At 53.4% G+C, this 18,109-nt stretch carries 15 protein-coding genes; 11 read left to right on the forward strand and 4 right to left on the reverse strand.

The window, feature by feature from the left end; all coding sequences use genetic code 11:
• Positions 1-135: 135 nt before the first annotated feature.
• Positions 136-987, forward strand: a complete 852-nt coding sequence (gene yghU / locus O3C79_RS11105) for a glutathione-dependent disulfide-bond oxidoreductase (RefSeq protein ID WP_494383155.1) — start codon at positions 136-138, stop codon at positions 985-987.
• A 5-nt stretch (positions 988-992) separates the two neighbouring features.
• Here yghU and O3C79_RS11110 read toward each other — a convergent pair whose 3' ends face one another.
• Together O3C79_RS11110 and O3C79_RS11115 are read right to left on the reverse strand one after the other, a co-directional pair.
• Positions 993-1,373 (reverse strand): thiol-disulfide oxidoreductase DCC family protein, encoded by a 381-nt coding sequence (locus O3C79_RS11110; protein WP_494383156.1) that lies wholly within the window; start codon positions 1,371-1,373, stop codon positions 993-995.
• A 64-nt stretch (positions 1,374-1,437) separates the two neighbouring features.
• Positions 1,438-2,376 (reverse strand): LysR family transcriptional regulator, encoded by a 939-nt coding sequence (locus O3C79_RS11115; protein WP_494383157.1) that lies wholly within the window; start codon positions 2,374-2,376, stop codon positions 1,438-1,440.
• A 162-nt stretch (positions 2,377-2,538) separates the two neighbouring features.
• Between O3C79_RS11115 and ydiJ the strand changes: the two genes are divergently transcribed.
• Both ydiJ and rraA read left to right on the forward strand, forming a co-directional pair.
• Complete coding sequence (gene ydiJ, locus O3C79_RS11120; protein ID WP_494383158.1) at positions 2,539-5,598, forward strand: D-2-hydroxyglutarate dehydrogenase YdiJ; 3,060 nt, start codon at positions 2,539-2,541, stop codon at positions 5,596-5,598.
• A 108-nt stretch (positions 5,599-5,706) separates the two neighbouring features.
• Positions 5,707-6,201: a ribonuclease E activity regulator RraA gene (gene rraA, locus O3C79_RS11125; protein WP_494383159.1), complete on the forward strand. Its 495-nt coding sequence runs from the start codon at positions 5,707-5,709 to the stop codon at positions 6,199-6,201.
• A 348-nt stretch (positions 6,202-6,549) separates the two neighbouring features.
• On the opposite strand, the gene O3C79_RS11130 is transcribed toward rraA, so the two are convergent.
• The gene (locus tag O3C79_RS11130) at positions 6,550-7,776 is read right to left on the reverse strand and encodes an EAL and HDOD domain-containing protein (protein WP_494383160.1); all 1,227 of its coding nucleotides are present in this window, start codon (positions 7,774-7,776) and stop codon (positions 6,550-6,552) included.
• Between the two features lie 119 nt (positions 7,777-7,895).
• Here O3C79_RS11130 and ylqF point away from each other — a divergent pair, with 119 nt between their 5' ends.
• The 5 genes from ylqF (at position 7,896) to O3C79_RS11155 (ending at position 11,487) form a co-directional block, all read left to right on the forward strand.
• Positions 7,896-8,819, forward strand: coding sequence for a ribosome biogenesis GTPase YlqF (ylqF, locus tag O3C79_RS11135; protein ID WP_494383161.1), 924 nt, complete (start codon positions 7,896-7,898; stop codon positions 8,817-8,819).
• Positions 8,809-9,108, forward strand: a complete 300-nt coding sequence (locus tag O3C79_RS11140) for a hypothetical protein (protein ID WP_494383162.1) — start codon at positions 8,809-8,811, stop codon at positions 9,106-9,108. Before ylqF ends, O3C79_RS11140 begins: the two co-directional genes overlap by 11 nt.
• A gap of 30 nt (positions 9,109-9,138) precedes the next feature.
• A complete protein-coding gene (locus tag O3C79_RS11145) occupies positions 9,139-10,314 on the forward strand; it encodes a BaiN/RdsA family NAD(P)/FAD-dependent oxidoreductase (RefSeq protein WP_494383163.1) in 1,176 nt (391 codons plus the stop codon).
• A 198-nt stretch (positions 10,315-10,512) separates the two neighbouring features.
• A complete protein-coding gene (locus O3C79_RS11150) occupies positions 10,513-10,638 on the forward strand; it encodes a hypothetical protein (RefSeq protein ID WP_494383164.1) in 126 nt (41 codons plus the stop codon).
• A gap of 198 nt (positions 10,639-10,836) precedes the next feature.
• Positions 10,837-11,487, forward strand: coding sequence for a peroxiredoxin (locus tag O3C79_RS11155; protein ID WP_010324027.1), 651 nt, complete (start codon positions 10,837-10,839; stop codon positions 11,485-11,487).
• Positions 11,488-11,569: 82 nt separating this feature from the next.
• On the opposite strand, the gene O3C79_RS11160 is transcribed toward O3C79_RS11155, so the two are convergent.
• Positions 11,570-12,553 (reverse strand): acyltransferase family protein, encoded by a 984-nt coding sequence (locus O3C79_RS11160; RefSeq protein WP_494383165.1) that lies wholly within the window; start codon positions 12,551-12,553, stop codon positions 11,570-11,572.
• Between the two features lie 256 nt (positions 12,554-12,809).
• On the opposite strand from O3C79_RS11160, the gene O3C79_RS11165 reads away from it, so the two are divergent.
• The 3 genes from O3C79_RS11165 (at position 12,810) to O3C79_RS11175 (ending at position 18,065) form a co-directional block, all read left to right on the forward strand.
• Positions 12,810-14,996 carry an OsmC domain/YcaO domain-containing protein gene (locus O3C79_RS11165; protein ID WP_494383166.1) on the forward strand — a complete coding sequence of 729 codons (2,187 nt, stop codon included), beginning with the start codon at positions 12,810-12,812 and terminating at the stop codon, positions 14,994-14,996.
• A gap of 257 nt (positions 14,997-15,253) precedes the next feature.
• The gene (locus O3C79_RS11170) at positions 15,254-16,699 is read left to right on the forward strand and encodes a rhomboid family intramembrane serine protease (protein ID WP_494383167.1); all 1,446 of its coding nucleotides are present in this window, start codon (positions 15,254-15,256) and stop codon (positions 16,697-16,699) included.
• Positions 16,683-18,065 (forward strand): tetratricopeptide repeat protein, encoded by a 1,383-nt coding sequence (locus tag O3C79_RS11175; RefSeq protein ID WP_494383168.1) that lies wholly within the window; start codon positions 16,683-16,685, stop codon positions 18,063-18,065. The genes O3C79_RS11170 and O3C79_RS11175 overlap by 17 nt, the downstream gene beginning before the upstream one ends.
• The last annotated feature ends 44 nt before the right edge of the window (positions 18,066-18,109 follow it).

Genomic DNA, 18,109 nt, shown 5'->3' on the forward strand with positions numbered 1-18,109 from the left:
GACATCATCAAGGGTAGTTGAGATTTACAAAGTTGATGCCATATCTTGAAGAACTGGCGACGCCATTTGGCCGTCAACCTTAATGTTACACAGCACGCAGCCGCAGGTTGCTGTCTGATCAGAAAGGAGTTCGTAATGTCCGATCAAACCTATACGCCACCGACGGTCTGGAAATGGGAACAACCCAGTGGCGGACAGTTTGCCAGTATTAACCGCCCAATATCCGGAGCCACCCATGAAGCGCCCCTCAAGGTGGGTAAGCATCCTTTACAGCTTTACTCTCTGGCGACCCCCAACGGCGTCAAAGTGACAATAATGCTGGAAGAGTTGTTGGCGCTTGGACACAAGGGAGCTGAGTACGATGCCTATCTGATCAAAATTTCCGAAGGGGACCAGTTTGGCAGCGGTTTTGTGGCCGCCAATCCCAACTCCAAAATTCCGGCCATGGTTGACCAGAGCGTGCAGCCGCCGCTGCGTATTTTTGAATCAGGCTCCATTTTGCTCTATCTGGCAGAGAAGTTTGATGCGTTTCTGCCCAGCGATCTGAGTGCACGTACAGAGGTCATGAACTGGTTATTCTGGCAAATGGGCAGTGCGCCTTTCCTGGGCGGTGGTTTTGGCCACTTCTATGCCTATGCGCCAGAAAAATTCGAATATCCGATTGACCGCTATACCATGGAGGTGAAACGGCAGCTGGATGTACTGGATAAACAGCTGGCCGAGAATACCTACATAGCGGGAGATGAATACACTATTGCCGACATGGCTATCTGGCCCTGGTATGGCGCACTGGTACTTGGCCGCCTTTATAACGCGGCCGAGTTCCTGGATGTGGAGAGTTACGCCCATGTTATGCGTTGGGCAAAACAGATTAATGAACGCCCGGCTGTGAAGCGCGGGCGCAAGGTCAATCGCAACTGGGGAGCCCCCGAGGACCAGCTACCCGAACGTCATGATGCCAGTGACTTGGACGCTTTGGGCCAATAAACCGGTCAGGGCTGCGGTGGAAGACTGCAGCCCTCTTTGCAACGTGATTTGAAGCGTCTGCTGGCAAACTTGAGATAGGCCCAGTTTAAAAAACTCTCCAGGCGAAAGGTTCGGATGACCGTTGCCAGATGCCGGTAGTAGGGGAGTTCCTGCCATACCACCATAAAAGCATTAACGCCTTTAAGGACTTGACCGTCTTGCCCGATAGCATGGATGACCCGCATGGCGTCAAGTTTATCCAGGCCCCACTGATCCAGACGTATCGCCGGATCGAACAGGTCTTGCCAGTCTACTCGCTGCTCGCTGTCGAGGCGCTGATAATGAGCGATTTCACGTCGGCAGAGCGGACATTGTCCATCGAAAAATAGAATAGGTTTGTTCGGCATGGTTCCTCCGTTAACACATTGCCTTTACGTCGTACCGACCGATACGGATTATTGAGGTTAACCTTTAATCATGCAGGGTTTCTACCCAGTTGGGCAGATCAACCTTGGCCAGGTGCTGCCGAGCGGTGTCCAGCAACGCCGCTGCTGCAGGCGATAGTGCACGTCCCTTGCGGGTGATGACGCAGATTTCGCGCTCAACTACGGGGTCATGCAGCGGGACAAAAGCCACCCCCGCGAACGAGTGGGTATCGGCGGCCAGGGCCGGAAGCAGGGACACACCAAGCCCCTTGCTGATCAAGGCGGCCATTCCTGCCGGGTTGGAGACCTCAATCTGCACATGATCCAATTGAATTGGAATATGGCCACTTTGACTGAAACGCCGCAGCTGCGCGCGTATGCCGGTATCTTCCGAAAGCAGTAACAGATCGTCGTCCGGTAATTGCTGCCAGCTTATCAGCCGCATCCGGGCCAGCGGGTGGTCTGAGGGCAGCACCAGACCATAACGGTCACGCAGCAGCGGGCTGTAACTCAGCTCTGGCTGCTGCGAATGGTTGCCGGCAATGGCAAAATCGACTTCATTATTCAGTACCCGCTGCTCAAGGCTGCCGGCGCTTTCATCCCGGATATCAACTTGAATGGACGGGTAATGGTGGCGAAACTCCACCAGGGCGCCGGGCATCAGGCGAGTCACAACAGAAGGGGAGCCGGCCATGCTCACTTTACCCTGCTGTAATTCCGCTCGTGCACGCAGATCGTCCAGTGCCGCATTGAAATCTGATACCAGGCGCTCGGCCACCGGCATGAAGTGTTCACCTTCTGCACTGAGTACTACGCGGCGGGTTGTGCGATCAAACAGCGTCAAACCTGCATCCTGCTCAAGCTGTTTAATGGTGGCCGTGAGTGCCGATTGGGTCAGGTGCAGATGCTCGGCGGCACGAGTGAAGCTGCCGCTGCGTGCCACCTCTATGAATGCCTGAACATGGCGGATACTGATGTTGCTCATTATTAATCTCTAAAAATGATTAATTAATAGAATTTAATCATTTGAATGATAAATCAGGATTTTGCATCATTACCCGCAATTGAACAATTGCCGATTGATGTGCCAGCCAGATACCCGCGCCTGATGGCTTGAGGGTACAGCCAGCAGGCAGTGGAGAATGACATGATCCCTCGTATCGACCAGATCGATGACACCCAGAGCCTTTACCTGGACTTTATCGAAACGCTTAAGCAAAAGGGCTTCAAGGGTGATCTCAACCCTGACTACGCCAACCGTACGGTTCTCGCCACGGATAACAGTATCTATCAGGTGCTGCCCCAAGGTGTGCTCTATCCTAAAAACACCGATGATCTGATTATGATCGCGGCTCTGGCCAATGAACCACGTTTCAAAAACGTGGTACTCAGCGCCCGTGGTGGCGGTACAGGTACAAACGGTCAGTCGCTTACCGATGGCCTGATTGTCGATGTGTCCAAACACATGAACCGAATTCTGGAGATCAATCCGGATGAGCGCTGGGTACGCGTGCAGGGCGGAGTGGTCAAAGATCAGTTGAACGCGGCGCTCAAGCCCTATGGCCTGTTCTTCGCACCTGAGCTTTCTACCAGTAACCGTGCCACTGTCGGCGGTATGATCAACACCGATGCCAGTGGTCAGGGCTCAGTACTCTACGGCAAAACCCGTGACCATGTGTTGGATCTGACCAGTGTCTGGCTGGATGGCACCTTGTGGGAATCCGGCCCCATTGATGACGAGACATTGGAAGAGCACAAGCAGCGCACGGACCGTGTCGGTGAAGTGCACCGTCTGCTGGATGACATTCAACGCAACAAACAGGATGAGATTGCGGCTTGCTTTCCCAAGCTCAACCGCTGCCTGACAGGGTACGACCTGGCACACATCCGTGATGAGTCCGGTAGCTTTAACCTGAACTCCATTCTCTGCGGTGCAGAAGGCTCCCTGGCGTTTATTGCCGAAGCCAAACTGAATGTATTGCCCATTCCCAAGTATGCCGCTCTGGTGAACATAAAATACGACAGCTTCGAAACATCGCTGCGTGATGCCAAGGCGCTGATGGAGTGGCAGCCGACGTCTGTCGAAACGATTGATTCCAAGGTCCTGAACCTGGCCATGGGGGATATCGTCTGGGATACAGTACGTGACTACTTCCCGGAAAAAGAGGGTGACCCGGCCATTCAGGGCATCAACTTGGTGGAATACACCGGTGATGATGAAGACGAGCTGCGTGCCAAGGTAGAAAAACTCTGCCAGCACCTGGAAAGCGTCAACGGCGAAGCCGGCAAGAGCTTCGGTTACACAGTGGTTTATGGTGCGGCCGAGATCAACAAGGTCTGGGGCATGCGCAAGAAGGCTGTGGGTCTGCTGGGCAATGCTCAGGGCCAGAAACGTCCTATCCCATTTGTTGAAGACACGGCTGTCCCGCCTGAGAACCTGGCTGACTTCATTATGGCGTTCCGCAAGGTGCTTGATGACCGTGGCCTGGCCTATGGCATGTTTGGCCATGTGGATGCCGGCGTATTGCATGTGCGTCCGGCCATCGACATGAAAGACCCCGAGCAGGAAACGTTGATTCGTGAAGTTACCGATGAAGTTGTGCGCCTGACGCAGGAGTACAAGGGCTTGCTGTGGGGTGAACACGGCAAGGGCGTGCGCTCTGAATATGCCCCCGAGTTTTTCGGACCGCTGTATCCGGTACTGCAGCAGATCAAGGGTTGCTTCGATCCGCGCAACCAGCTTAACCCCGGCAAGATCGCAACGCCCATGATTGAAGGCGCTGAACTGCTGAAGATCGATCAGGTGGCTACCCGTGGTCAATATGATCGACAGATCAGCGAGCCGGTACGTGATCAGTACGACTCGGCCATGAACTGTAACGGCAACGGCGCCTGCTATAACTACGATCCGAATGACGCCATGTGCCCGAGCTGGAAAGGGACCCGTGAGCGTATCCATTCTCCGAAAGGCCGTGCATCCCTGATTCGTGAGTGGTTGCGCCTGATGGCCAATCGTGGGGTGGATGTCACCGCTGAAGCGGAACAGATTCGCCAGCGTGGCTTTATTCGCAACCTGCCCAAGCGCATCCGCAACACCCTTGGCAAAAACAAGGGTGAATATGACTTCTCCAATGAAGTACACGAAGCGATGATGGGCTGTCTGGCCTGTAAGTCCTGTGTTGGTCAGTGCCCGATCAAGGTGAATGTGCCCGATTTCCGTGCCCGTTTCCTGGAGGTCTACTACGGACGTTACCTGCGCCCGATGAAAGACTACATGGTAGGTAGCCTGGAATACATGATTCCGACACTTTCCAGGTTCCCGGCACCTTATAACTGGGCCATGCGTAATACGCTGGTACGCAGTTTCATGCGACGTGTCGGCGGTATGGTTGATAGCCCTGTTATCTGCACCAACAGCCTCAAGCAGGGGCTCGATGAGCGCGGTATTGAGCTGGCGACACCTGATGTGATCGAAGGGCTGACCGATACCCAGCGTGAACGCACCGTCGTCATTGTGCAGGATGCCTTCACCAGCTATTTCGAAACCCGGCTGGTAATGGACGTGATCGATCTGCTTAGTCGTTTGGGCTTCTATGTGCTGTTGGCACCTTTCATGCCAAACGGCAAGCCACTGCATGTGCACGGCTTCATGAGTGCCTTCGACAAGGCTGCCAAGCGCAATGCGCAGATGCTGCAGCAAATTGCCGATGAAGACCTGCCCCTGATCGGTATCGATCCGTCCATGACGCTGACTTATCGACAGGAGTACAAGGATGTGATTGAGGGTGAATTGCCGCCAGTACAGCTGATTCAGGAGTGGCTCAGCACTCAAACAGAGCGCTTCCAGAGTCGTGAAGAGGGTGGCAGTAAACAGGTATTCCGCCTGATGGCACACTGCACCGAGAAAACCTCGGCAGCACCATCCTTGCGCCAGTGGCAGAACATCTTTGCAGCACTTGGTCAGGAGCTGGAAGTGGTTTCAACAGGGTGCTGTGGCATGAGCGGCACCTTTGGCCATGAGAGTGACAACCTGCAGCGCTCCAAGGATATCTACGAGCTTAGCTGGCGTGGCATTGTAAATCAGCCTGAGAACAAGGGGCGTCTGGTGGCGACGGGGTATTCCTGCCGCTCGCAGGTAAAACGTTTTGATGACAAGCAGTTACCGCATCCTGCTCAAGCGCTTTTGGACGTACTCAAAGCGTCCTGATAGAGGTGATAACTACGTAAATGCCGGGTACTTAAGTTGTAGTGCAAATGCAGCATGAATCAGCCATGATGCCCGGCTGACAACATCATTTTTAGCGAGGAGCGTCCGATGCAAGATCTGCTGCCCGATCTCTGTGACCATTTCGAAGAGCTGGTTCAGGTTGTAGAACCCATGTTTGCCAACTTCGGTGGCCGTGAAACCTTCGGTGGTGAAATCGTCACTATCAAGGCATTCGAAGACAACTCTCTGGTACGTGAGCAGGTTGCTCAGCCGGGCGAGGGCAAGGTGCTGGTTGTTGATGGCGGTGGCTCTCTGCGTCGTGCCATGCTGGGCGATATGCTCGCTGAGAAAGCCGAAAAGAACGGTTGGGAAGGCATCATCATTTACGGTTGCATCCGCGATGTGAACGCCATCGGTGCGCTGGACAACCTGGGTGTTCAGGCCTTGGCAGCGCATCCGATGAAAACCGAGAAACTGGGCGTGGGTCAGCTGAATGTACCGGTCACCTTCGGTGGTGTTACCTTCCGCCCGGGTGAGTTCGTCTATGCCGACAACAACGGTGTGCTGGTTGCACTTCGCAAGCTGGAACTGCCGGAAGACTGATATCTGTTTTCCGCTCGGGGTCGGCCGTCCGGTTGACCCCTACTATTTTTCAACATCCCGCCTGTTTACTTAAAGCCAAGTATAGCTTTCGTCTCTAATTGCCTGATATCGAAGATATAAAAATAAAGTACAAAAAATAAGCAATTTTTCGGGCGAAAATTTTTCAGCTCTGTCTATACTTAGGTCAACAGCGCACCGAGGACGTACGCTGGCTCGGTCAGCCGAGCACATAGGGACGTTACTGCACGCATCTGGTACCCCTTCGCCCGATGCGTGCCTTTCTTTTGTCTGCAGTTTAAGAATCTAAGCTAACTGATTGAACTTCCTGTCTAAGCGATAAGCGTGTACTTATTCGTACATCGCCTGCATGGCATCTTTGGTCCATTTCAGACTGTGTCGATAGGCCGCTTCATACAGCGAGATATCAAAGTCACTTGGCAACAAGTCCCAGTCACCATTCTCGTAAGCCAGTACCTGGTTCAGCAAGATCCCCATGGGGCCTTCACCTTTTGCCAAGGCTGCCTTGGTGTCTTCACCCAATGGCAGCTGCTCTAGGAGGGTTGCCTGATCAATATCCAGCATGGCATGCAAGCCGGACATCATGCCCACCATGAAGAAGCTGGACGGGTTCGGCATCTTCTGGGTTTCCGCGATCATTTCGCACATGTGGCCGCGGGTCAGCAGGATACGGGTCAGCTCTTCAGGTTTGTCACTGTTGGCTGACATGGCAATCAGGCTGGCCCATTTGCGTACCTGCTCCATGCCCAGCAATACCACGGCTTCGGCAACCGATTCAACCTGACGTACCAGGGAGTAGGCGGCAGAGTTGACGATACGCAGCAGTTTGTAGGTGAGGATCGGATCGCGGATGATCAGGTCTTCCAGCTTCTCCGGAGTGGTGTTGGGCTTCTGCAGCTCCTGGATCAGCTGCATCATGGCGATCTGGTTGGCGTTGACGTTACGGCCTTTCACCGCCTTGGGCTTACTCAGGAAGCTGCCCTGAAACAGTTTATAGCCACTCTCGATACAACTTTCCAGGGTATCAAACTGACTGATGTCGCTGGCCATCAACGTGGTTTTATAAGGTGCAAGCTGTCCGGCCAGTTCCACCAGCTGTTCGGTGGTTTTGTCGGCTACATCAACCTTAACGATCTTGGCCAGCTTGAGTGCGGTATCGTAATCAGGGCTGTATTCAAAATCGGTCAGCGCAAAGCGATAGCCATCTTTCACCATCTGGTGGATCGCCTTGAGCAGTTCCATGTTCTTGGGCTCGGTCAGGCGAATGCACAGCACAATCTGTTTGGCAGGCAATGCAGGAACGCTACCATCGAGGATCATGCGCGGGCTGACCTGGATAAAGGCCGGTACGCGTTTGACCTCACCCTGGTCCGAGATGCTGGTATAGGCATGCAGCAGCAGCTCGGAGCTGGACTCTGCTTCAGGGTTGGCCTGAGCCATGGCATCAAGGTGGTGGTCGGCGCCGTACAGCACCTCATAGGCAATGACACGTTGCTGGTGGTCAAAGATGGGCTGGCGCGCCAGCATCGCCTGGCTTTGCTCAGAAGAGGCTTCCATTCGTATCCTCGAATTGATCGACATGGATGGGTTAACACACCAATTTTAACACTTAGGTATGGTTGAATCACTCTGGGCGCTATAATAACGCCCCGTTTTGAAAATTGCTGGACTTCACGATGACTTCTATCAACTGGTTCCCCGGCCATATGCACAAGGCGCGTAAAGAGATCGCGCAGGTGATGGACGAGATAGACGTGGTAATTGAGGTGCTGGATGCGCGTCTGCCCATGTCGAGCGAGAACCCCCTGGTTGAGCAACTCAGAGGCGCCAAGCCGGTGCTGAAACTGCTGAACAAGCAGGATCTGGCCGACCCCGTGCGAACTCAGGAGTGGCTGGACTACTTGAATGCCCGTGAAAACACCCAGGCCGTGGCTCTGGATACCCAGCAGAAAAAACAGATCAAACAGATTCCCGAACTGTGCAAGAAGATGGTGCCGGCGCGGGTACGTCAGGAACGTCCGGTACGTGCCATGATCATGGGTATTCCCAATGTGGGCAAATCCACCCTGATCAATGCACTGCTGGGCCGCAAGATTGCCAAGGTAGGTAACGAACCGGCGGTGACAAAGGCGCAGAAACGATACAGCGTTCACAACGGCATGGCCTTGTCTGATACGCCGGGGATTCTCTGGCCGAAGATAGAAGACCCGGATTCAGGTTACAGACTGGCAGCCAGTGGTGCGATTAAAGACACGGCCATCGAGCATGAAATGGTGGCAACCTATGCCGCGGGTTTCCTGCTGGAGGATTATCCAGAGCGCGTGATGGAACGCTACAAGCTCAAAGCCTTGCCGGAAGACAGGGACAGCATGCTGGATGCGCTGGGCCGTAAACGCGGCTGTCTTCGTCCGGGCGGCATCGTCGATTTGAACAAGGCTTCCGGCATCCTGCTGACAGAGTTGCGGGCTGGCAAGCTGGGTCGTATCACCTTTGAAACGGTGGACGAGTGGGAACGTAAACGTATTGAAGCCGAGATCGCAGCTGCAGAAGCAGCCGCAGAGGCAGCCCGAGAGGCAGAGGAAAACAAGCATGAGTCGTAACAAGAAATCTCGTAAAGACAGCGCTCGCATGACGGTGCTGGAGCGCAAGCCCAAGAAACAGGAGCTCCTGGCTGACCCGACCAGCAAGGAAAGTCGTCGTAAGAAAGCGAAAGAGCAGCGTAAAAAGCACCAGTCGGTGTATGAAAAATCCCAGGCTACACAGAAAGCCCAGGAACGTGATACCCAGGCTGGCCGTCGAGGTACCCGTCATGGCGGCCCACTGGCCGACAAGATCCGCAAGTTGAATGCGGAGAAAAAAGAGCAGGCTCAGCAGGCTGACGAAGATTAAGCCATCAAGGCGACCCCGGTGGAGATCCAAGTGAAGTACGATGTCATTATCATAGGCGGTGGTGCCTCAGGGCTCATGTGCGCTGCAACCGCTGCCTACCGGGGCCGCAAGGTATTGCTGCTGGAACACACCAAGAAAATCGGGCGCAAAATCCTGATGTCCGGCGGCGGGCGTTGCAATTTCACCCATCTGCATAACACCCCCGCCAATTTTCTCTCGACCAACCCGCATTTCTGCAAATCGGCTCTAAGTCGTTTCAGTGCAGCTGACTTTGTCGAATTGGTAGATAGACATGGTATCGAATACCACGAGAAGACACCTGGCCAGCTGTTCTGTAATGAATCCAGCAAGGAGATCCTGCAGCTGCTGCTGACTGAATGTGAATGGTCCGGCGCCGAGTTGATGACCGAAACCAGTGTGTTTGAAGTAGAACAGGGCACAGCCGGCTATCATGTCCGAACGTCGCGCGGCCAGTTCGACGCAGAATCATTAGTCATTGCATCCGGTGGTTTGTCCATTCCCAATGGCGGGGCAACCGGCTTCGCCTACGAGGTGGCTGAACAGTTTGGTCTGCAGGTGACACCACGGCAGGCAGCCCTGGTGCCTTTTACTCTGCAGCCGGATCTGCTTGAACACCTCAAGCCTCTTTCCGGGGTTTCCCAGCCGGTGACAGTTTCCTGCAACGGCATGAGTTTCACGGAAAACCTGTTGCTGACCCACCGGGGATTAAGCGGTCCTTCGATTTTGCAGATTTCTTCCTACTGGAAGCCGGGTGACGAAATCGAAATCGACCTCCTGCCTCAGCTGGATCTGGATGCCTGGTTGAAAGAGCAGCGTCAGCAACGCCCAAAAGCTGAATTGCGTACGCTGATGGCGCAACACATGACCAAACGCCTGGCGCAGACACTTTGCGAACTCTGGGGCTTTGAGGGTGAAGTCGGGCAGTACAGCAATGCCCGGCTACAGGAAGTAGTGCGGCAGTTTAAACACTGGCGCCTTAAACCTTCCGGCACTGAAGGTTACCGAACAGCCGAGGTTACGCTGGGTGGCATCGAAACCAATGAGGTTTCTCAGAAAACCTTCGAGGCCAAGAAAGCACCAGGCCTGTACTTCATTGGCGAATGCCTGGATGTGACCGGCCACCTTGGCGGGCATAACTTCCAATGGGCCTGGGCATCCGGGTTTTGCGCCGGCCAGTACGTCTGAACCGGCCCTTTCTATCGCATTATTCTCACCAAGGCTGTAACGCTATGCTGGGCGGGCTTGCAAGGCTCAGCTGACAGCCGCCTCATGGCAGTATCGGAAATCTACGCAATGATGTTTCGAACGTTGAAGCTGCGTGAACAAGGTGTTTAGTATTCACACCTTAAGACTGGGTGTATGCGCGAAGAGCAGGGCAGGCTCATGGCTGTACTGGAGGACTGGTGCCCACCTTCAGCCGGGTATTTTCTCTATTACCCGCATCGCCGGCAGGATTCACGTGCCTTTCGGGTACTGGTCGATGCATTGCAGTATGACCCCGGACAATAAGAACCGGTTTATCTGCAGGTTCACACTCGTTGGGGCGAGACTCTGCTAATCTGGGTTTGTCATGATTTCTGTGCGGTTGATATCCGATCACTATGACGCTGATTGAAATCTTAAATTTACTTTAGTTATAAGCTTATGTGATTATGTTCTCAGTGCAGGCGAGCTTGCACATCAACGGAAGACAATTGGAGAAAGCAGATGGCACTTCGCATTAATGACACCGTTCCGAATCTTGATCTGAAAACTGATCTGGGTGATTTCAAACTGCATGATTTCATCGGTGACAGCTGGACAATCCTGTTCAGCCACCCGAAAGACTTTACGCCCGTCTGCACCACCGAATTTGGTGCCGTGGCCCAGTTAGCGGCCGAGTGGGAAAAGCGTGGCACCAAAGTGATCGGCCTGTCTGTCGATGGTGTTGACGAGCACGTAGAATGGAAAGCGGATATCGAGAAATTCTCGGGTGCACCGGCAAAATTCCCGATCATCGCTGATGATGACCTGGCTGTATCCAAGGCGCTGGACATGCTGCCCGCAGATGCCTACCTGGCGGACGGTCGAACAGCCGCAGACTCTGCCAGCGTGCGTGTGGTGTTTATCTTCAGCCCGGACAAGAAACTGCAGCTGGCCATGACATACCCGATGTCTGTTGGTCGTAACTTCGCAGAAGTGCTGCGTGCCCTGGATGCACTGCAGGCAACTTATCAGACACCCATCGCAACTCCGGCAAACTGGGTGAGCGGCCAGGACGTGATTGTTGCACTGTCACTGAATGATGATGAAGCCAAAGCCAAGTTTGGTGATATCGACATCAAATTGCCGTACCTTCGTACCACCAAACAGCCGTAAGCGTTATTAACAGGCTGTAACTGAAATGCCCTGCCGGTATTACTCCTCGGCAGGGCATTTTTGTATTCAAAAGCCGTTGTGTTCAGGTTTCTGCGTGTACAGCCTGAACGCGCTTCTTCTTTCGTACCTGCCCCAGCAACCAGACCTCGAGTCGGCTGCAGCACTCGGCCAGCAGCAACATGAGCCCCAGGTAAAGACTGATCGCCAGTGAAACAGTGATCCCCGTGTCACGGAATGTTTCGACCAAAAACAGAAACGGGTAATGCACCAGAAAGAGCGGGAACGACAGATCACTGAGTTTGCGGACCAGGCCGGTCAAAGGCAGTTTCAGCGACTGCCACGCTGTATGCGGAAGCTTCAAAGCAAGATAGATGCCCAGGCCAAACTCAAACAGGCGACAGGGCGGAAACCAGTCACCCGGACGACCGGGCATGAAGCCGTATTGACGGTATAACCATCCTTCCACCTGCTTTAACACGGATATATCCAGAAACGGCAGCCCCCACTGGCCGACATACCAGCGACTGGCAAGACTGACACAGAAGAGTATCAGTAACGTCGGGAGTGCCCATCTATTCAGCAGATACACCAGGGCAGGTGCCAGCATATACAGACTCATGATCAGGCTGATATACCAGCTTGGCGGGTTGTAAGGGCCACCCCAAAGTCCCCACCAGGCATAAAAGCCTGTCAGGCTGCCAGCCAGATCCACAGCAACACCATTCGGGAAGAGGTCGGGCATATCGCCCTGCAGCAATCCATCGCTCAGGGCGTAGCCAAACATGGCAAGCGGAATGGAGATCCAGTACAGCGGATAGATACGCTGTACCTTTTTAAACAGGTAAGCAGCGTAACCTTTAGATGGTACCGGTCTGGCTAAACCGGCGAGAACACCGGACAACACCAGGAAAAGGGTTACACCCACGCCACCGAGACTGACAAAATAGATGTTCTTCCAGCCAAAGAACGCGCCGCTTTCATGCCCCAGAAGCTGCCCTGTATGGGCAATGAACACCAGTGCTATTGCCAATATACGAAGACTGTCGAGTAAAAGTGAACGCTCCATTGAACGACCTCGATGACCAGCAGGTATTCCTCGCTACTTTAGGGGATGTCGATGACAGTTTGGATGCACCCTGCATGAAGGCAGGTAGGGGCAGAATTTCGTCCTGGGCACCGGAAGCATGCTAGAATTCGCGCCAGTTCATGTCGCCAGCTATCAGGCTAACCATTGCGTGGTTTTATGCCGCTAATGGAGTCTGTACTGCACCTGAAGCAGATACCTGCGACACCCTTCACCCACGAATCCAGAAAGTGACTCAATGGAAATCAAGGTAAATTTTCTCGATAACCTCCGACTCGAAGCCAAATTTGATGACTTCACCGTAACGGCGGACCAGCCTATCCGCTACAAGGGTGATGGCTCCGCGCCGAGTCCCTTTGATTACTTTCTGGCGTCGTCAGCACTCTGTGCGGCTTACTTCGTCAAGGTGTACTGCAAGGCACGTGACATTCCCACAGACGATATTCGTCTGTCACAGAACAACATCGTCGACCCGGAAAACCGCTACAACCAGATTTTCCAGATTCAGGTGGAATTGCCTGACACTATTTCCGACAAGGACCGTCAGGGCATCCTGCGCTCCATCGATCGCTGTACCGTGAAGAAAGTGGTGCAGGAAGGCCCTGAATTCAAGATTGATAAGGTCCAGAGTCTGGATGAAGACTCAGCGCTGCTGTTTTCGGACATGACCGAAGGTGATGGCCGCACCTATATTCCGGGCAAGGATCTGCCGCTGGAAGATACCATTGCCAACATGACCCGGGTGATTGAACAGCTGGGCATGAAAATCGAAGTATCCTCCTGGCGCAATATTGTCCCGAATGTCTGGTCACTGCATATTCGTGATGCTGCCTCACCCATGTGTTTCACCAATGGTAAGGGTGCCAGCAAGGAAAGCGCGTTGTGTTCCGCGCTGGGCGAGTTTATCGAGCGTGCCAGCTGTAACTTCTTCTACAACGACCAGTTCTTCGGCGAAGAGATCGCCAACAGTGAATTCGTTCACTACCCGACGGAAAAATGGTTCAAACCCGGGCCTGACGATGAAATCCCTGAAGGACTGCTGGATGAATACTGTCTGGAGATCTATAACCCGGACGGAGAGCTGAAGGGTTCCAACCTGATCGATACCAACTCGGGGCGTGTGGATCGTGGCATCTGTGCCATTCCGTATACACGTCAGTCGGATGGTGAAACCGTCTATTTCCCGTCCAACCTGATCGAGAACCTCTTTGTCAGTAACGGCATGAGTGCGGGTAATACTCTGTCTGAAGCCCAGGTGCAGTGTCTGTCGGAAATTTTCGAACGTGCGGTCAAGCGTGAAATCATTGAAAATGAGATCGCCTTGCCGGATGTGCCCCAGCCAGTTCTGGATAAATACCCGCATATCGTTGCCGGTATCCAGGGACTGGAAGAGCAGGGCTTCCCGGTCCTGGTGAAGGATGCTTCTCTGGGCGGTCAGTTCCCGGTTATGTGTGTCACGCTGATGAACCCGCGCACCGGTGGCGTCTTTGCCTCCTTTGGCGCACACCCCTGTTTCGAAGTGGCGCTGGAACGCAGTCTCACCGAACTGCTGCAGGGCCGCAGCTTTGAAGGCCTGAACGATGTGCCCCAGCCCACCTTCAACAGCCATGCGGTGACCGAGCCGAACAATTTTGTTGAGCACTTCATCGATTCCACCGGTGTGGTCTCCTGGCGCTTCTTCAGTGCCCGCTCTGACTATGAGTTCAATGAATGGGACTTCTCCGGCACCAGCGAAGAAGAAAATGCCTGCCTGATGAGTATTCTCGAGCAACTGGGCAAGGAAGTGTATGTGGCCGTATTCGACGACCTGGGCGCAACTGCATGTCGTATTCTGGTCCCGGATTATTCCGAGGTTTACCCGGTCGAAGATCTGATCTGGGATAACACCAACAAGTCCCTGTTGTTCCGTGAAGACATCCTCAATATCCACTCACTGGATGAAGATGCGCTGGCCGATCTGGTAGAGCGCCTGGAAGAAAGCGAGCTGGACAATTACACCGAAGTGCCAACGCTGATCGGTATTGAGTTCGACGAAAATACCGTTTGGGGCCAGCTCTGTGTCGGTGAGCTCAAGGGCATGATCTATCTCGCGCTGCAGCAGTACGAAGAAGCCTATGATTTGGTCTGTGAGTTCCTGTCCTACAACGACAACACCGTTGAGCGCGGCCTGTATTACCAGGCGTTGCGCGCAGTACTGGAAATCGTGCTGGATGATGAGCTGGAGTTTGAAGATTATCAGCACAACCTGACGCGCATGTTTGGTGATGCAGTCATGGATGATGTCATCGGTGCAATAAATGGTGATCGCGCCTTTTGTGGCCTGACACCCACCAATATGCAGCTGGAAGGGCTGGAGCGTCATCAGAAACTGATTGAAAGCTACAAGAAACTGCACGCGGTAAGAGCTGCACGGGCCGGACTTTAAGTACATTTCGCGGCCCTGAGTGGATTACATAACAGGTTGTTGAACAACGTTATCGAGGAAGTCGAGGCAAGGCAAAAACAGTCGAAAAAGCGCAGTTTAGTGGACTAAATGAGCATTTTGAGACTGTTTTTAACGAAGCATTCGGCAACGTAGATAGATTTTCGACAGCCTGTTAGGGCCGCACAGCTCTAGCAAGACGCACCCGAGCTGTAAAAAGAACCATACTTCACCTGTAACGGACTATAGGCTGATTCATAATGATCATTGTCCCTACCGAGAAGCGTCTTGACTGGCGCACCACCCCTGTTGTTCTGATCAGTATTCTGATTTTGAACACGCTGGTCTTCTTGTTCTACCAGAGCAATGACGAGCAGAAAATCAACGACGCCGTCACGGCGATGCATAATGCCGGCTATATCGAGCATGAATGGCCGGTGTTCGAGCGTTACCTTGAAGCACAGCCCTCGCGTGAAGAGGAGTTGGACTGGGCCAGGCAGGCGTATGACTCCGAACAGGTCTACTGGCTTGCTCAGGCAATGCTGATGGACCGGACATACTATGACCAGCTGCAAGGGGAAGCCCGGCAGGTATTTGATGAGCAGCTTTATGCTCGCTGGCGCAATGAGCGTCCGGAAATACAGGCGACCTTTGAGTCAGTCAGCAGCTTTGCCTATGGCTTGAAGGCAACGGATGTATCCTTCACTACTTTGATAACCCATCAATTTCTGCATGGCGATCTGGGTCATCTGCTGGGCAATATGATCTTCCTGCTAATCTGTGGTTTTGCCGTAGAAGCGGCCATAGGGCATCTGCGTTTTCTGACGTTCTATCTGCTGGGTGGCATTCTGGCCGGTGTAACCCAGGTGGTTACCAATCTTGGCAGTGATGTGCCGCTGGTTGGGGCATCGGGCGCCATATCCGGGGTGATGGCGATGTATCTGGCAGTATTCAGGCTGAAGCGTATCGAGTTCTTTTACTGGATCTTCTGCTTTGCCGGTTATTTCCGTGCACCTGCCTTGATGATTCTGCCGTTGTATATCGGTAAAGAGGTCTACCAGTACCTCTTCATGGAAGGTTCCAATGTGGCCTATATGGCACATGCCGGTGGTTTTGTGGCCGGTGCCATTTTGATTGGGCTCTCGATGGCATTTAACCGCAACACTATCAACGACGACTATATAGAACAGGAACAGGGCATTTCACCAAGGAATCAGGCACTGGCTGATATCTATAGCGCGATTGAGAACCTGCAGTTCGATTACGCCCGTAAACAGTTAAGTGATCTGGTTGCGCGGGAAGGTCTGGACTTTGAATTGGCCAAAATTCGCTACAACCTGGACAAAATCAAAGCGGGCAGCGCTGTTGAAAACAGCTTCCGTGAATTGATGACTCAGAAAGGCATGTCCTCGACTGAGCTTTCACAACTCAGCCGCCTCTGGATGGCAGAGACATCGGCACACGCTATGTTGCCAACCGGGGATCAATTGCAGTTGACTTTTCGCTTTACCAAGCTGGACGACCTGACCGCCGCAGCAGGCATGACAGACTATCTATATCAGCAAAAAGCCGACCCCAGGGAGCTGTTACTGCTGCTTCAGCGTATGGCATCCCGGTTTTCCAGCCAGAATAATCCACGTCAGGCGGCAAAATATCAAAGCTATATCCAGCAATTGACCAGGGAGGGTCATGATGGAGTCATGTAAGTATCACCCGGATACAGCACCTAATTTCACCTGTTCGCAATGCGAGATCGACCTGTGCAAGGAGTGTGTGGACCACTCAATTGCCGGTGAAGCACGTTGCTTTCATTGCGGATCGCCGCTGACTATTAGGGTGACGGCGGCCAGTATGGAATCCCTGGCCCGGCGCTTGCCCAAGGCGTTTCGCTATCCCATGACGGCTGATGCCATGATGTTCATCTTCGGCCTGAGTGTTGCCACTACCTTTTTGGCTGTCTTGCCGCTGGGCGGTTTTATCAAATTTCTGGCAATGCTGTTCTGCACCGGCTTGGCGGTGAACTACAGTTTTCTGTGCCTGAAAGCGACGGCGGCTGGCGATATGACACCGCCGAGACTGCAGGAAGCAGCGGGTGGCTCATTAAGTATCCTGATCCGGCTGTTTGCCATCATCTTCATTACCGGCATTTTTCTTAATTTTGTTGCTTCTTCAGTCAGTTCAGCACTGGCCATTACGATTACACTGGTGCTTGTAATCGGCATTCCGGCCATGTTGATGTGTCTGGCCATGAGTGATTCGATCACTGAAGCCATTAACCCGGTCAACTGTATCGGGCTCATGCTTAAGACCGGTATCCCATATCTCATTCTGGTCGGCTTTCTATTTATCATGGTGAGCTCGGTATCCCTGATTCAGGCGGTTATTGGTGATGACCTGCTGTTTCTGTCAGCCATTCTGCAATCGGCGGCATCCAGTTACTACGCAATGGTGGCCTTTCACTTGATGGGATATCTGTTGTATCAGTATCAGGATGCGCTGGGGTATGTCAGTGAAGATGCCGAATCCACATTGCTGTACCACGCTGAGCCTGAAGCGGTGACCCATGCACATGTCAGTATTTGTCTGAAAGAGGGCGACTATGAGCAGGCAAAGGGATTACTGCAGTCTGCCATCAAGCAGTCACCGACGATTCCTGCCTTGTGGCAGCGGTATTTTGACCTGCTATGCCAGCTGGAAGATCGCCAGGCCCTCATGGGTATGGCCGACAAGCACCTGAGCCTGTTACTCAAATTTGATCAGGGGATACCCATGTTGCGTAACTATCGCAGATTGGTCCGTATCCTGCCCGAGTATGTACCAGGGACTCCTGCATTAAGGCTGAGCCTGGCGCGTTTGAGCCTTGAAGGCGGTGATGCCAAAGCGGCGGTCAGGCTGTTGAACGGGATGCATAAAGCATTCCCTGAGTATGATCGATTGGTCGAGTCCGGGGTCTTGCTCAAAACAGCCCTTGAGGCACTGCCAAACATGGAAGCCCAGGTGGAAAAGTGCCAGAGTTTGATTGATCAGCTGCGTATCCGTTATCCGGAGCAGGTAGCAGAAGGGCAGGTGTAGAAGGGTAGGTCAGGTGAGGGTGACGCAGGAGATCCGGTCTCCTG

The sequence above is a fragment of the Marinobacterium sp. NO-S09 genome (assembly GCF_059179545.1).

Bases quoted from the DNA above. Each gene is read 5' to 3' on its own strand.
- yghU (WP_494383155.1), top strand. From the start codon at position 136: ATGTCCGATCAAACCTATACGCCACCGACGGTCTGGAAATGGGAACAA.
- O3C79_RS11110 (WP_494383156.1), bottom strand. From the start codon at position 1,373: ATGCCGAACAAACCTATTCTATTTTTCGATGGACAATGTCCGCTCTGC.
- O3C79_RS11115 (WP_494383157.1), bottom strand. From the start codon at position 2,376: ATGAGCAACATCAGTATCCGCCATGTTCAGGCATTCATAGAGGTGGCA.
- ydiJ (WP_494383158.1), top strand. From the start codon at position 2,539: ATGATCCCTCGTATCGACCAGATCGATGACACCCAGAGCCTTTACCTG.
- rraA (WP_494383159.1), top strand. From the start codon at position 5,707: ATGCAAGATCTGCTGCCCGATCTCTGTGACCATTTCGAAGAGCTGGTT.
- O3C79_RS11130 (WP_494383160.1), bottom strand. From the start codon at position 7,776: ATGGAAGCCTCTTCTGAGCAAAGCCAGGCGATGCTGGCGCGCCAGCCC.
- ylqF (WP_494383161.1), top strand. From the start codon at position 7,896: ATGACTTCTATCAACTGGTTCCCCGGCCATATGCACAAGGCGCGTAAA.
- O3C79_RS11140 (WP_494383162.1), top strand. From the start codon at position 8,809: ATGAGTCGTAACAAGAAATCTCGTAAAGACAGCGCTCGCATGACGGTG.
- O3C79_RS11150 (WP_494383164.1), top strand. From the start codon at position 10,513: ATGGCTGTACTGGAGGACTGGTGCCCACCTTCAGCCGGGTATTTTCTC.
- O3C79_RS11155 (WP_010324027.1), top strand. From the start codon at position 10,837: ATGGCACTTCGCATTAATGACACCGTTCCGAATCTTGATCTGAAAACT.
- O3C79_RS11160 (WP_494383165.1), bottom strand. From the start codon at position 12,553: ATGGAGCGTTCACTTTTACTCGACAGTCTTCGTATATTGGCAATAGCA.
- O3C79_RS11165 (WP_494383166.1), top strand. From the start codon at position 12,810: ATGGAAATCAAGGTAAATTTTCTCGATAACCTCCGACTCGAAGCCAAA.
- O3C79_RS11170 (WP_494383167.1), top strand. From the start codon at position 15,254: ATGATCATTGTCCCTACCGAGAAGCGTCTTGACTGGCGCACCACCCCT.
- O3C79_RS11175 (WP_494383168.1), top strand. From the start codon at position 16,683: ATGATGGAGTCATGTAAGTATCACCCGGATACAGCACCTAATTTCACC.